Raw genomic sequence first — 15,299 nt, forward strand, 5'->3', positions numbered from 1 at the left:
AGAATAATTATCTATCTTTGAAGAACTTTTTGACCTGTATAAGCCGAAATCGCAAGAGGATGCCAATAAATTTTACAATCTAAGATTCGATTTACCAGATTCTGCAGATTTACTGTGTGCTCTCATTTTTTATTTAAACTACCATTAATATTCTATTAAGAAATTTTAAATATTTCCGTACAAGAGCCAAAAGAGGCCCTGGGATTACCCCTAACTTACAGAAAAAAAGCCGAGAGCTCAGTCCCAGCTTTTTGGCAGTCATGCATTAGTCGTCTGATTCATCCTGAAGACGCACTATAAAAGGCGTCCTTTTTTCTTACTCTTCCTCCTCAATGGGTCGATCCCAAAACTCAATTCCGTCATGCTCAATAAGTTGTTCCAGCAGCTCTGTGAACGTCAGATCTATGTCTATAGTATCGTCTGGTAGTATCGATCCAACCCATGTGAGGTACCCTTTGCCACTATGTATTCTGTCTTGATCCACACATATTCAGCTATTTGAGTTATCTCTCCAAACGATAGGATAGTAAGGATGGTCGATGCTGTAGGCTTTACAGTACCCAATGACGAGTTCGGCACTTAGCACATCATAACCCCCAGAGTTCTGCTTGGCGCTCTTGAATAGTGTTGCACTTTCGTAGTGGCTTAAAAAACTGACGTAATCCTCTGGTAACTCAAACGATTTTAATTTCTCCTTTGTATCTGTGATAGATTCGTTCGAGATGTAGAATGTAAAATGATAGTCCTCGTTTTTGATATGCACGTTCCCGTCTACACTTGTCCTACTTCCCCCTGATTTTACTAATGAGGGCTTCAAAAGGATTACTCACAGGATCACATCCTTCAATGAGAGTAAGGACTGTCAATTGAATGACAGTCCAATTTTTCTACCTTGATATTAAAGACATCCAACCCTTTAAAAGAGCACATATAACAATTTTCTGTATCCGAGGTAACTTCTATAAAATTTGCTTTCCCGTCGGCACTGTACTCTATGTGAAAGTAGGGGGCAGATTCAATCTGTTTAGAGTAAGCTTGAATGAGTGCTTCCATATCTTCCTTACAACTAGACAACTAGAGAAGTCCCTCTGAAACGTTGATGTATCAAGAGTTTCGATTTTAAAAATGGGGTGTCTCTCAGTCGAAAAAATCGACTTTTGAAACAGCCCCTTCTTTATTTCCACTTACCAAGTCCAAAACTCTGTTCCTTGTGCAATTATTAATCTTTCTAACCAAGTTTCAAAAGTCATATTTAAGTAATAACCTTCTGAGGTTGATACATCATCATGATTAAAACACACTAAATAGTTGTTCTGACCGGACGCAACTTGATTAGAGTCAATAAAAATGTAATCGCTATTGTTGATCGAGATAGGATACCAATGTTTAGGCATATAATCTAAGTGACTATTCTTAATTTCATCCAGACTCAGTAACTCATATCCTCCACCATACCTTACACCTTCGAATAGCCATGCTCCATTATGGATTAGGAGAAAATTCTTATAGTCAGTTGGTAAGTGCCAGTGAGTGTCTCTTAAGAACTCTTCAATCATCCCTGCTGTAGCAGGAGGGTTAAATGTAAACTGGGCTGTATCAACTTTTCCATTCCTATTTTGCACTAATAATCGATTACTATTATCGAGTCTTTTTTTTAACCCTTCCAATACCAATTCAGATAAATTGTTCTTCAAGGAGAATCACCTACTATTCTTTAATAGTCATCACCAGAAGGTACATATTTGCCATAACTAGCCCACCAAGGAGTAACCTCTTTTCGGTGGAAGTCTTTTGGTAACGGAATTAAATTATCCTAGCTGTTATCCCCACCATATGCAAAAGGAGAGATTGAGTCCACTCTTGGGTATGCCAAGCATTTCACGAAAAATAAGCGGAGATGGATTGGCGGACTGAAAAAGTGGGGCGGAGAACCCCTCTTTTTTGTGCTAATGTGCTACCTACTACAAATGAAACACTATCAGTTGAAAGTAGAGAGTGGGTCATGGCTGCTACCAAAGTAACTGAATAGGTGCATCTATTCGGCATGTCTTGTATGTATCTGGTTTATCGCCAAACATGTTCCCCTAACCAAAAATAAGATTCACCAACGATTTAATAATCCAAATGCTCATAACAATAGCAAAGTATTCAAGTATAATAAACTTCCAAGTAGCATTATGCTTACTTAATCCATACCTAAACAAAATTGATAAAGAATATGCCTCCAGCAATTTCAAGTAGCTCTATGAAACTAAAGACAGATTCGCTCATATACCTTTACCACCCTTGAATAACCTAAATTATACCAAAAATGAAAAGGATGCCCATAAGACATCCCTACATTTTCTTTCAAATCTACTAATCCACTACCCAATGATCTACTTTAACTGTTCCATCCTTCTCAACCTCAAAACGGGCACGATACTCTCAGCTATAATCTTTCCCGGTTTCGCTAATGTAAATGAGGGAAATCTCTGTACCACTTTTCGGGACTGACGCTGAAATAATATCACCCCAAAGAGGTACTTTTTCTTGTTGCATCCATACTAATGCTCCTAGTGCATAGTCGCCATACTGAAATGGTTTTTCAAAGCGATCTTTTAGCTTTAATAATATTACCATATATGGAATTTTTATACCAATTTTGAAACTGACATAAGTTCCAGCCCCTTCTACTGCTTTTTGTGCAAACTTTCCACTGTACTGATTCCACCTGTGAACGCTTGCCAAAATGTTGACCACTTTGATCAACATAAAGTTACCCACATGGAAGACTAAACACACATCATTATTTTCACACCTATTAGCAAATGTTTTTGCTGAGCCAATGCTCGTCAAGGACTTGCCTAGCAAGGGGTTTACCCTTTATCCTTGACGAGCATTGGTGCAGGAAATAAAAAGCTACTTTGTGTGAAATGAAGTATCGTAGGTGGTCAACTCGAAGATGAGTGTTTAAATATTTATATATTGGGAAATTATTAAGTCGCTTAACGAACGGAAAGTAGCGTATGCTAAGGTGTTGTAGTTTTACCAGCCAGTCGGAGGCCAATAGAACGTTGCTCTGTCCCTCTAATCGAATGCATTTTTCATTTAAACTACCAGTAATATTACTATTAAGAAATTTTAAATATTTCCGAACAAGAGCCAAAAGCGGAGCCGGGATTCCCCCCAACATACAGAAAAAAAGCTGAGAGCTTACTCCCAGCTTTTTGGCAGTCATGCATTAGTCGTCCGATTTCATCCTGAATTACTCTTCCTCCTCATGGAACGGAATCCAGAATTCCTTCCCCTCATGCTCGATGAGCTTATCCAGCCATTCTGTAAATGTCAGATCAATGTCAATCGGATTATCAGGGTCCATCGATTCGATCCATGTGAGGTAGCCGTTTCCGCTATCAAGTCGGTCTTGATCTACGCATATACAACCTAGCGAGTGGCTACTCCATGCGATAGGATAGTAAGGGTGATCTATGCTGTATCCTTTCCAGTATTCAATAACATTGTGAGGGTCTAATATCGTGAAGAGACTGCTGCCAAATTCTAAATCGCGAAATAATACGGCTCTGTTGTACTGAGAGAAGTAGCTCACATAATCCTCGGGTAGCTCAAATGACTTTAGTTTCTCTAACTCTGCGGCAGAGTCAGTAGGCATTTGAAAAATAAACTCAAATTCTTCACCGATAATATGCAAATCACCGTTCAATTGCTCTCTTCTTCCCTTGATCTTGTCTAAAATACGGTTAAAAGAAATGCTCACGGAGTATTCACACCCTTTCTAATGAAAATACGGACTACCATCCCACAGACGGTAGTCCATTTTTCTCAATTCTTCCGGTAACTCTCCCACCACTCAGTTACTTCCCTATGTGGCAGAATGTAATCGTTTTTTCTATCCTTTTTGAGAAGAGGAATCAGGTTGTCGAAATGGTTCCTTCCATAATATTCTAGCGGAATCATATGATGGATTTCAACATCATCCCAAGCGAAATATTGAGGTTGACCGAAGTAACCAACGTAACGTCTCTCGAAGTCCTTTCTATACCCCGAATCTCGCTCCCTCTTCTGAGGTACCATGTCAGCGTCCGGTTTAATTAACTTGATGTTTGACTGCGGATCGACGTAATCAGGGTAAATATCGCCTTTATTGTTAGTCAGGATCTTTTCTACCTCCCTCAAAGGAGCGATAGGCGAGGAGCCCCCTCCCAGGTATCTAACAACTCCTTCCAATTTTCCTGACCACCAGTAAGTCTCCGCATTAACGCGTACCCTATGCGTAGATAGGTTCTCGTAAGGGGGGTTAAAATACAAACTTCCGTTTTTTTCTACGTTATATTTCCCGTCCTCTTTTGCTGAACGGATGATAGTGTGAGTAGCGTCTACAGAGGCTACTCTGCCTACCACGGCGATTACTTTAACGGTCGAGTATACGTCACCACCAGCCCAGTCGGACGTCATCTGGTGATCAAAGAATACTCCATCAATGCTAGGACGCCAACTCCTTGGCTCAACCTCGTCAGTGTCAGATTCAGCAACCTTGGCAACTTTGTCGGCACTATTGTAAGAGAAGGCACCGAAGTCAAAGATAGAGTCATCTTCTTTTTCAACTGGTGCTGCATTAGGGCTATACACCATTTGACGCTTTCCGATGACTTCATCCGCTGAGCTGTTCTCTATTATAGTTACGTTTTTGCTTTCAAGAATACGTGGTTCATTGATGGCCTCTGCCAATTCCTCAAGTGTTACCCCCTCCGCCAGTTGTATGGGAAGGTTTTCGAAATCAACGACTTCTTCTGTCTCGGCAATTTCCTGTATACTTTCAGCAGATGCTGGCGTCAAGACTGACACAGGAGCAACTAGCAATGAGAACACGACAAAAGGCACTAATACTCTTTTGAATTTCTTCATAGGCTTCCCTACTCCTCTTTAAAAATTAGTCTCTAAAATTAATTATCCGAGTTCTTCGAACAAATGCTCCGCTATGTTTTTTAGGTCTATTTCGTAAGAATCTCCTTCTTCCGAATCTGAACATCTCGTGATAGAGTTAAAAAGAGGAGTTTAAAGCAGCTCCTATAAAAGGGCGTTCCTGTTGCCGGGAAGCAAAGGGGGAACGTCCTTTCTTGTCGATTTGCCTTCTCAAAACAAGTCCATTCACTTTTGAAATTTTCCTCCTTTCTGATAAGTAAGATTTCTTCGTTGACACTCTAAGATGTACTTGTCTAGTTCTTGACTTATCTTCAACATATCGGAGTCTGTCAGTTTACCCTGTTGTTTGAAGACTTCTTTAAGCTGATATTGTAGATTCTTGATGATTTGTGTAAGGTCTTCGTTGCCTACTTCTGGCCATTCAACCATCGTTATCTGTCCCCCATAGTCTCACCCCCTTATTCTCACTCTAGCACGTATATCACAAAAACTATGGAAAAAATTACCTTGATACATTTGACATCATTCGATAATTTCCGCAAATCGCAGTCGAAATATGTCTGTGTGTTTTTGTTGATTCACAAACATCGACTTGCTATAATCCTACTCGATTGCATTGTAAAAAAATGGAAGTTTTTGTTGTGGGGGGAATATAGTGCAAAAGAAAACAATTGGGGATATGTTGTCTGAGAGCCGAAGAAATGAAGGCTTGTCTTTTGCTGAGTTAGAAGATAGAACTGGTGTAAGTAGAGGCGTACTACAGAAGATTGAGAGTGGAGAGACAAAACGCCCTGAATTTAAAACAGTGAAGTCCATAGCCGCTTTATTTCCATACCCGTATGAAGAAATTATTGAAGGATACCTTGAGGAAGAGACTAGGAGTGAAACGTTATTTGAAATTCTTCAAGAAGTTATTCAATGTGATCATACTTCACTAGTCGAAAGAGTTTCATTGAAATTTCTTCAATCCCCTAATGAAAAGATTGAGAAGGCATTGGAGCGACTGTATAACTTCTCTGATTCGACTGTTGTAATAGTAATAAATAACGAAATACGCTTAGCTCTCTTTAAGGTCATCGCAAATTATGCACGACAGTGCGGAGAGCCGAAATACATTGCAAAAGCTTTATTTAAGAAATATCTAATTGAACGAAATGATCTCAAAAAACTAAAGGAAACCTTTTGCAATGGGGAGGAAATTTTACACTATGTTGACTTCCTATCCCATGATGAAAAGATTACATTTTATTATAGAATGGCGCTTCATGCTCATAACATTGAGGACTATAACAAATGTATTGAACTGGGGAAAACAGGTCATCTCGAAGATAAGACAAGTAATACGTTAAAAGAACAGGTTGCTTTAGCTATATGCAACTCATACCTATTCTTAGGAAAATATAGTAACTTGGAAGAACACCTGAATATTTATGAAGAATTGAAGTACACGCAGATTATTAAACGGTTGAAGTTTTACCGCGCCATTATTCTATCTCGGACAGGGAAATATAGCGTTGCTATTCCTATGTTGTATCAGTGTGTAGAAGAAGTAACTGATAGTAATCGTTTACATCGAGTAAATATGCTTTTGGAAGCTTTATTTAAAGTCAATGATCTTGATTCAATTAGCAGTATTCCGGGGTCAGAAGAGAGTAAAATACTACTTCAGTACACCGATCCATATCAATATGCCGAACTAGGAAGGTACTACAAATACAAAGGCAGATTTTTGGTTATGAGGGGGTGTTTTGATGAAGGAATGGAAGCTTATCTAAATAGTATATTACATTACGCTAAGATAAATGATTATAAAAGTATTTTGCAATGTTACAATGAGATACATTCTCATCATTACACACATGAAAAAATGATGAAATTGGAACTTATAGGAAATCTGAAAGAGGTATATAATGAAGTATATAAGGAAAGCGAAGCGAGGGATGAATGATGAAAAAGTTAGTAATGAATATTGTAACGTGTTCTGTTATAATGTCGTTTTCTGTCTTGACAGTAACTACTCCTAATGTTAGGAATGAAATTGAACATGGAACTAACGTTTCTCCAATAAAAACTATAAAGTTATATTCGGATAATCCCGGACATTAATAAACGAAATCCAAAGGGGAAAGTGATGAACAGGCTTCTCTTGCATATATTTATGACGGTGTTCTTAGTTGCTGTGCCTCTAACTATTCAAGCAAATGAGGTACAAAACATTCCAAACCATTCTCAAGTAATTTCCTATGGCACTGACCCAGGGTGGTAAAATCAGATTCTTTGTTCTTGTGTAACAAAAGCACTTTGACAACTATTGCCAAGGTGCTTTTATTCATCTTCTCTGCACAAATATCCACAATACTTATTGAGACGAAAAGGATGCATCTGTCGAGAGCTAATCTAGGATATTACTTAGCGAATACTGCCACATCGGGAGCTTGTCTATTTTGCTCACACCACACATGTGGAGACAGTGGTGAGACTTGACCTGATTTGAGTGTCGAAACACAAAATGTGTCAGCTAATGAGGTTGTAGAGAGTAGCAAAGTCACTAATGTTGAAGTAACATCGCAAACTGAAGAGAATAATGATGAAGTAACCGTACAAACAGAAGAGATGGTTCTGGATGAAAACCACTACGAAGATTTAACGTGAAGCACATGCTAAAGAAGTCTATTTTAAGAGAAAAGCAGAAATCGATGAGTTCTTCGAGTCTTGTTAACAGCATTGATGAGTATCTCTTGAAAACGCTTAGTTCTTAGAACTAGCGTTTTACAAATTAAATAAGATTAAAAATCGTCAAGTTCAGCCCATTCAAAATCATCATCTGTTAGCTGTCCTTTAAAATTCATTTTTTGCACGAAAGCGTCAACAGTATTTTTTAATGCTTCTTCGATACTTTTACTTGTTCCCAAACCAAGTACAGCCGGTTCATCATCAAGTCTCTTTACTCCAATATTTGTAATACCATAGAAATCTCCATCTTGTTCCCCAAATATTTTCACTTTGAACCTACCAGATGGAGTTCGTCCGGATCCAGTTTCCTTAATACGGAATTCTGCCACGCATTTGTCAATACCTCTTACTCCATTAATCTTAATATTCTTCCAGTTGGTCATTACTACTATCTCCCTGTTGAGTTCATTTGGTACGAAATAATTGTACCAGTTAACATATTAATTGTATCGTAACCTGTTGAAATCATTAGTGCTTTCCTATCAGACTACATGTTATGAGAGAAAGTAGTCATCAACTTGAAGATGAGCGTTTGCCCCAAAAATGGTCAACTTTTTGATTATCGTTTAAAGGTGTTATTTATTGGGAATTCCGAAGTCGCCTAACTACTCTTATTTCTACGTGAATGGAAATCTCAAGAAAACAGACTACGATAATGGTACAGATTATGCATCAGTCGATTACACGGCTAATGTTACAGCATTAATAAAAGCCAAAATCACATCGTCCCATTATGCCTACAACAAGATAGGTGATAAGGTGCCCGAAACGTCTGAGAGGGAATATTTTAAATAAAAGCATATAGGAGGTATTTGAGGTTATGAAAAAACGCAGTATAGCAATTTCGTGTCTTGTTTTAGCTGGTGCAATTTTCGCAGGTAGCAGTCTATACGCAAGTGAAGATGTTGAGCAGTACGAAAAAGGAAATCAAATGAAAACCCTTAATTCATTGGGGATCGAAGCAAAGTCCGATGATTTGGTAGCCATGAAAACTTTGACTGACGAAAATGGAAAAGAGTGGATTTATAACGAATTCACTAAAAGAGCGCCGCTAATGGATAAAATAGAAAATGAACGTTCTGTAGACGTGAAGGATGCCTTCATTGAAGTTCAGGACGAGATCATGCAGAAGCACGCAAAAGTAGGGGATACCATTCCGGTTATTCTTCTGGATGAAGAGTTAAAAGAAGGTTCTTTTTCGTTTAACAGAGAAGACGGTGAGGCTCTGATCTTCAAACTAAAATATAATGAAAAGAATGGAAAATGGGATTACGAGCAGGAAAAATAATCTCGAATTTGATTCAGTATGAATGTTGTACTACATGAAGCGTAGGAAAAGGCGACTCTAAAATTGAACGCATAACGTAAAAAAGCCCTCCTCGGGTTATTCCGAAGGAGGGCTTCGCCTTTTAGAATGCAGTTAAGATTTACTCAAAAGCTGGAGTGCAATGCAAAGTCAGACAGAGAGCACTTGGGGTCGTAAAACAAAAATAAAAAGTGCTACATGAACAAGCTCTCACTATAGGAGTTTACTTAAGACCCAATACAAATGGGTCTCGTTTTATTTTCGCTCTAGATTATTGATAAGCTCAACTACAGTACAAATCAATTGTGTCTAAAATGTGGAAACATCATAAGTGCAGGAATAAAGCTAAGAAATAATTTGAAGAGATTTATCAGATATGGTAAGTTATTGTAAGAAAAAGGAAATTCCAAATATTGTAATTTAATAAGCAAGGTCGAGCATCTTTTACTCAGTCATTTCAGTTCCATACTGGAAAGGGGGAAAGAAGTGCGCGAATCGTAATGGGAGAATAAGAAAAACCAATATAGTACTAGGAGTGAATTAAATGTTTAGCAGCAAACATATCAAAGGCATTGTAGCCAGTGTATTAGGAGTATCCTTAGCAATCAGTGGTAGCTCTGTTTTAGCAGGAAGCAAAGATAATAGCAGCGCAGATAAAGTATTAAAAGTTGATGTGGGGAGTGGCAGCGGAGAAATTGCTTATTCTTCTGATGAGGAATTGGAAGATATAGAACTGAGAGGTCCCAAAAGTTTTGCGGTTTCTGGCAGTGGGGAATTTTTCATTTTGGATACGATTGGGCACCAGATTGAAGTTTACGACCAAAATGGGAATAGTGAGCGAACCATTGACTTACCAGAAGATAAAGAGTTTTTTGATGTTGAAATCGATGAAGACAATAATATCTACGTACTGAGTGACTTGGGGCATGTTCTTCAATTCGAAAATGGCAAGCTGGAGAATGAGTTCCAAGTACCTGTAAATCAAAAAAGATTTGAAATTAGTGGTCTGTTTTTTAATAGGGACAACGAGATTGTTGTTCGCTTGCTCGATGATACAGAACTCAGTCTTAACAAGGGGAAAAGATCTCTAAAAGAAGAGCCTACTTTTGAAGTAAAAAGTATTGATGATAACACTGTTGAATTGGTTACCTCAGACCAAAAAGTTGAAGTTTCGTATGATCATGTTCCTGTTGAAACAGCCCTTCTAAAAAGCACAGAAGAAGGGGAGCAGCTAATTGTTGAAAAGGAAGCGGTAATTGGTGAAGGCTTATATGTTGAAACAAGGGTAGGACGCTATCAAGATGGTGAGCAAATTGGAACTGCTCTTGCAATTCCCACAAAAGATACTTACTTTACTTCAATTCCGTTTAAGTTCTTATATGTAACAAAAGAGGGAAAAGCATATCAAATGATCACAAAGAAAAATTCCGTAGAGATTTATGAACTCCCCTTTACTGAAGAAAAAAAGACTAACATTGACAAGCAACTACTTAAAAAAATCCAACCTGAAGATAAGCATAATATAGTATTCTTTGACGAAGAAAAGGTTGAGATTAGAAGTTCTAAAGCAAAAGCTCAAGTAAATGATTGGTATACAGCGCTACAACGAGCAGAGGAAATGACATATATATCATGGGACTACAATCCTAAGAAGATGAAAACTTCATCAACTAAAAACACTACACCACCTGATCATCTAGCAAAAGTTACGAAGACGGTTGAAGAACAGGGTATTCCATATAACTGGGGAGGATATGATGGTGTAGATACTTCCAACTCTTCAGGGGATAATTTCAAGGATAGCATATCCAATGGGGATACGGCTGGAAACGTAAATACAAACTTAGACTACCGTTCGTCTGGTACAGCAGGAATTGATTGTAGTGGTTTTATATCATCTGCATATGAATTAGGTGACAAATATGGAACCTCTAATTTGACAAAGAAATTCAAAAAGACTAGTTGGTATGACTTCCAAGCTGGTGACATCGGACTTAGAAAAGGACACGTTTGGATGTTGGAATCAGTAAAAAAGGGAACAGACAATCCTAAAGGATTTTATACCTATGAAGCAACAACTGATGGAACCGGAGACAAAGCAAAATCGTACTACAGAAGTTGGGATGATGCTCAAAGTTATACACCTCACACTATAAAAGAGTAAGGGGAAATATACATTTATGCTAAGATATTCATATTATTGGGTATCTTAGCTTTTTATTCTAACGAAAGGGGCTGCATATTTTGTATAAGAATCTGACTAAAGGTATGTGGTTTTTGCTTTGTTGTATTCTGACCACTCTATTAGCTGGATGTCTACAAACGGGTGAAAAGGTGAAAGAGAACCAACAAGATCCAGATATAGTTTTGAATCAATATTTTGATGCTTTGAGTAAACAGGACTATGACACAATGGTAAAATTGTACGGTGGTGATTATGAGTCCCTGATTGGAAACAATCCATCAGTAACCAAAGATGATTATAAAAAGCTGCTGGAAAATTACTGTACAATCAATGGGGGGAACATAGTAAAAATTGATACAATAATTGAAAAAACTAAGATTAGTGATGAAGAATATGTCTATGTTCTTTCTTTTAAATATTTGGATGACACATCATTTGAGAACGGAAAACAAATTGAATACACCGTGAAAAAAATAGATGACTCTTTTAAGGTAATGGGCTTGCCACCTTATATCCCATAAGGTTGAATTGGATTGTCAACAGTAAATCAGACAACTATTTTAAGGGCTTCTTGGCGATACTGAACAGGCGTCATATAGTCTAATGTCCCATGAATGCGATGCTTGTTGAACCAATTCACGTAATCGTACAATTCCAGTTCCAGATGACGAAGACTCTGGAAGTTCATCTGGTTCACGAACTCTGTTTTTATGATTTTGTAGGTGGCTTCAGCCACAGCGTTGTCGTATGGACAGCCTTTCGTACTTAGGAATCGGCCGATTTCAAACGTCTCCAGAAGTTCGTCTATCTTTTGATTTTTAAACTCGCTGCCACGGTCAGTATGAAACCACTGAATCTGACGTAAATCGCCCTGGACGCTCGCAAAAGCACGGGAAATCAGAGCAGCATCCTTATTTGGACCTGCTCTCGATTGAACAAATCGACAAGCACACAAATGTAATGCCATCGGTTCTGAACCTTCACATACGTCAGATCGCTGACAACGAAGCGTTTGGCTTCCTCCTGCTGGAACTCTTGGTTCAGAACATTCCCCGTCGTTGCTTCATTACAAGCGGTTTTATGGGGCTTATATTGAGCCACGGTGTAGGTGGAAACGAGCCCTTGCTCTTTCATGATCCGACCAATTCTACGTCTGGAGACGACGAATCCGCGTTCATGGAGCTTGACTTTGATCTTTCGTGTACCGTAAGCTTTTCGATTTTTTGTGGAAAATCTCCACAATCGCTTCGGTTAGAGCGTCTTCGTTCGGTTGTTCTTTCGTTTCATAGTAAAACGTACTTCTTGCGATTTGCAGGACGTCGCACATTGCTGATACCGAGTATTTATCAAGGTTGTTCTGAATGGGATTATTTAGGAAGTTCGTGAATAAGACGTTATGCACCATTACCGGTAAATAGTAAAGATAATATTTAAGGAGATATTTTATGAGAGGTAAGATACTCTTATTATTTTTTATTACGATAATGTTTTCATCTTGTCAAAATATTAGTCAATCGACTACTTTGAACAGCGAAACTAAATCAATAATGAATTCTGAACGGCCTCCTGATGTAGGGAGTACAGGTAATGGAACAGAATCGAAAGAAATAACTGAAGGTCGATCAGATCCTTCTAACAATGAAGTGTTATCCATGAACATTGGGAACTATGATTTGACTGGAGAATTTTATGATGAAATGCTTCGAAATCCTATAGATCATGATTATGAAGTGGAATTTAATGAATTTCAAAATTCCAAAGAGATTATTACAACATTGGGATGGGGGGCTTTGGAAAGCAAATATACAGAGATTTGGGATAAAGAGTTGAATCAAATATATAAAAAGCTTCTTTCTAAGTTGGATAGAGAACCAAGAGAAGCACTAATTGAATCGCAGAAAGTATGGTTACAGTATCACTTAAGGGAAACAAAATTTGTAGAGAAGACATTTATTAATAATGGTTACCTTGGATCACAAGGATCGGTAAGCCTAGGCACGGTTATACGGGAGAGAATTAGGGAAAGAACAATGCAATTATTTGAATATCGATATTTGCTAGATGGTGAAGTTGAGTTTTTATACCAAAGTAAAAAATAGAGTTGGAATCTTGATCTAAGGTTTTTAGGTGATGCTTCGAAGACAGTAACGGCGCATAACACTGTATTCACGCTGCGGGGCTACCACCCCTACTGCCTACTCGTCACATGTGGAGTGCTGACACTGTTAGTACAGAAAAATTAAAGCAAGATGCATTGGTGTCTAGACCCTTCCTAAATGTGGAAGGGTTATTTCGTAATAAATTTGATTCATAATGGAAGCGATAAGACTCTGAAGATATAAAGGGTGGAGTAATGTGGGAGATTGGAAAAGCATTAAAATAAATGGAATCGCAAAAATAGAAAAATTCGTGGCAGATGAAAGCTATTTTATTTATATGGGGTGGGTGACGAATGAAATGATTTGTTTTTCTTAATCGGATATATCCCTCGTTTGCTCTGTGAGAAGTTTTCTTAGTTCTTTTAGCGACAAAAATTGCTTGAAAAATATAACCTAATTCCCCTACGCTCGCCTCATAACAAAGGTTAAACATCCCCAGTTACCATAATTTTTAATCCTAATTTACCTACCTTCGTTTTCTGCTATTTTTCCAAATATATTTTATTTTCAAAAAAATCAAAAGATTATTGACAGTCAGAAAATTACAAGCTATTATTACCAGTATATACCATACATTCGCGAATATGGTATAAATAACAATTTATCGGAGGCATTATTATGAAAAAAATTACTGTGCAAAAAACCGAGCCTGTAAAATTGACTTCAGTAGCTAACACAATGTACGACTGCACATGTGAGCAGGCATAAAGATTTGTCAGTAACATGGAAAAGTGGGGCATTTGCCCCTCTTTTTCAATTATGAAGATAGCATGACAACATCCGGGAGGAAAGTCATGAACGAAAATCGCGTGATCCAATTACACCCGTTAACATTTCTGGAGGATAAGCAAGGAGTCCTGATTGGGCGGTTTGGGACGGATACGTTTGCTGTTTTTCCTGAGGATGGAGCAGCACTTGTACGAAAACTGCAAGAGGGCATGGGGGTTGCCGAAGCGCATTCCTGGTATCAAGATACCTATCACGATGAAGTGGACATGGATGATTTTTTGCAGACATTACGTGACCTGACATTTATTTGTGATGTTGAGGAAAAGGAAACGAAAGCGCAGAAAGTATCGGGGCAATGGTTGGGTAAGCTAGCTTTTTCTCCACTTGGTTGGCTGATTTATGTTGCCATCATAACTTGTGCCTTGTGGTTGTTATACCAATATCCACAGATTCGTCCGGGTCGATTAAGCATCTTATTTTCCGAATACGCCATGGTGGTTTTTCTTGGCATGACGATCGGTCAGATTCCAGGGATCTTGTTTCATGAATGGATGCACATGCTTGCCGGACGAAGACTGGGTATCCCGTCAGAACTAAGTATAGGCAGAAGAATGTACTTTTTGGTCTTCACTTCTTCCATGCCAGGTATTTGGGGATTCCCAAAACGAAAGCGTGTTCTTCCATTTTTAGTTGGAATGTTCGGTGATATTTTGTGGTATTCCTTATTGGTGATCGTTGCTGGTGCAATTTGGATAAATACAGGTGAGAAGACAATCATAGCTGCATATTGTATGGGACTAGCATTTACAACGCTGTTGCGTTTCTTCTGGCAATTTTATTTTCATCTTCAAACAGATATCTATTATTTAATGATTACGATGTTGGGGTGTGTAAATCTTCAGGAGGCTACACGTTCCTATTTGAAAAATATATGGTATGGACTAATTGGAAAAAAGAACAAGATGGTCGATATGTCCAAGTATACGGAACGGGATCATCAGGTAGCGAGATGGTACAGCTTTTTTTACGCAACTGGCTGGATGATGATGACAGGAATGATGCTCTATATGATTCCGGTCGCTATTCAACTTTTAACGAATATTTTTCTCTCCATATTTACAGGAGAAGATATGAAATTCTGGGATTCCGTTGTTTTCTTGTCTATAACGGGAGTCCAGTATGGAATTGTATTTTATCTATACCTAAAAGAGCGTAGAAACAAAAGGGAAATTCGGAATTTATCAATGGAACAGAGGGGATGAGT

The 15,299-nt window shown here is 38.2% G+C and carries 13 protein-coding genes and 1 pseudogene; 7 read left to right on the plus strand and 7 right to left on the minus strand.

Annotated features, from left to right (window positions below; genetic code table 11):
- Positions 1–1,184 precede the first annotated feature (1,184 nt).
- From HPY27_RS10880 to HPY27_RS10900, 5 genes are all read right to left on the minus strand, one after another.
- On the minus strand, positions 1,185–1,694 hold the full coding sequence (locus HPY27_RS10880) for an SMI1/KNR4 family protein (RefSeq protein WP_174224977.1): 510 nt from the start codon (positions 1,692–1,694) through the stop codon (positions 1,185–1,187).
- A 733-nt stretch (positions 1,695–2,427) separates the two neighbouring features.
- Positions 2,428–2,754 (minus strand): hypothetical protein, encoded by a 327-nt coding sequence (locus HPY27_RS10885; protein ID WP_174224978.1) that lies wholly within the window; start codon positions 2,752–2,754, stop codon positions 2,428–2,430.
- A gap of 493 nt (positions 2,755–3,247) precedes the next feature.
- Positions 3,248–3,757 carry an SMI1/KNR4 family protein gene (locus HPY27_RS10890; RefSeq protein ID WP_174224979.1) on the minus strand — a complete coding sequence of 170 codons (510 nt, stop codon included), beginning with the start codon at positions 3,755–3,757 and terminating at the stop codon, positions 3,248–3,250.
- A gap of 65 nt (positions 3,758–3,822) precedes the next feature.
- Positions 3,823–4,905: an HNH endonuclease gene (locus HPY27_RS10895; RefSeq protein WP_174224980.1), complete on the minus strand. Its 1,083-nt coding sequence runs from the start codon at positions 4,903–4,905 to the stop codon at positions 3,823–3,825.
- A 243-nt stretch (positions 4,906–5,148) separates the two neighbouring features.
- Positions 5,149–5,352 (minus strand): aspartyl-phosphate phosphatase Spo0E family protein, encoded by a 204-nt coding sequence (locus HPY27_RS10900; protein WP_173622638.1) that lies wholly within the window; start codon positions 5,350–5,352, stop codon positions 5,149–5,151.
- Positions 5,353–5,578: 226 nt separating this feature from the next.
- On the opposite strand from HPY27_RS10900, the gene HPY27_RS10905 reads away from it, so the two are divergent.
- Both HPY27_RS10905 and HPY27_RS10910 read left to right on the plus strand, forming a co-directional pair.
- Complete coding sequence (locus HPY27_RS10905) at positions 5,579–6,871, plus strand: helix-turn-helix domain-containing protein (RefSeq protein ID WP_371814323.1); 1,293 nt, start codon at positions 5,579–5,581, stop codon at positions 6,869–6,871.
- 542 nt (positions 6,872–7,413) lie between these two features.
- Positions 7,414–7,575 carry a hypothetical protein gene (locus HPY27_RS10910; RefSeq protein WP_174224981.1) on the plus strand — a complete coding sequence of 54 codons (162 nt, stop codon included), beginning with the start codon at positions 7,414–7,416 and terminating at the stop codon, positions 7,573–7,575.
- A 134-nt stretch (positions 7,576–7,709) separates the two neighbouring features.
- On the opposite strand, the gene HPY27_RS10915 is transcribed toward HPY27_RS10910, so the two are convergent.
- Positions 7,710–8,039, minus strand: coding sequence for a hypothetical protein (locus HPY27_RS10915; protein WP_174224982.1), 330 nt, complete (start codon positions 8,037–8,039; stop codon positions 7,710–7,712).
- A gap of 437 nt (positions 8,040–8,476) precedes the next feature.
- On the opposite strand from HPY27_RS10915, the gene HPY27_RS10920 reads away from it, so the two are divergent.
- The 3 genes from HPY27_RS10920 (at position 8,477) to HPY27_RS10930 (ending at position 11,668) form a co-directional block, all read left to right on the plus strand.
- The gene (locus HPY27_RS10920) at positions 8,477–8,944 is read left to right on the plus strand and encodes a hypothetical protein (protein WP_174224983.1); all 468 of its coding nucleotides are present in this window, start codon (positions 8,477–8,479) and stop codon (positions 8,942–8,944) included.
- Positions 8,945–9,506: 562 nt separating this feature from the next.
- Positions 9,507–11,126 carry an NHL repeat-containing protein gene (locus HPY27_RS10925; RefSeq protein ID WP_174224984.1) on the plus strand — a complete coding sequence of 540 codons (1,620 nt, stop codon included), beginning with the start codon at positions 9,507–9,509 and terminating at the stop codon, positions 11,124–11,126.
- An 80-nt stretch (positions 11,127–11,206) separates the two neighbouring features.
- Positions 11,207–11,668 carry a hypothetical protein gene (locus HPY27_RS10930; RefSeq protein WP_174224985.1) on the plus strand — a complete coding sequence of 154 codons (462 nt, stop codon included), beginning with the start codon at positions 11,207–11,209 and terminating at the stop codon, positions 11,666–11,668.
- 26 nt (positions 11,669–11,694) lie between these two features.
- Here HPY27_RS10930 and HPY27_RS30120 read toward each other — a convergent pair.
- Positions 11,695–12,510: pseudogene (locus tag HPY27_RS30120) on the minus strand (IS3 family transposase); the annotation flags it as partial.
- An 82-nt stretch (positions 12,511–12,592) separates the two neighbouring features.
- Between HPY27_RS30120 and HPY27_RS10945 the strand changes: the two are divergent.
- Entirely contained in the window at positions 12,593–13,246 is a 654-nt protein-coding gene (locus HPY27_RS10945) for a lysozyme inhibitor LprI family protein (RefSeq protein WP_174224988.1), read from the plus strand.
- Positions 13,247–14,100: 854 nt separating this feature from the next.
- The gene (locus HPY27_RS10950) at positions 14,101–15,297 is read left to right on the plus strand and encodes a hypothetical protein (protein ID WP_173622641.1); all 1,197 of its coding nucleotides are present in this window, start codon (positions 14,101–14,103) and stop codon (positions 15,295–15,297) included.
- The last annotated feature ends 2 nt before the right edge of the window (positions 15,298–15,299 follow it).

The sequence above is a fragment of the Brevibacillus sp. HB1.1 genome, assembly GCF_013332445.1.
Classification (GTDB): domain Bacteria; phylum Bacillota; class Bacilli; order Brevibacillales; family Brevibacillaceae; genus Brevibacillus; species Brevibacillus porteri.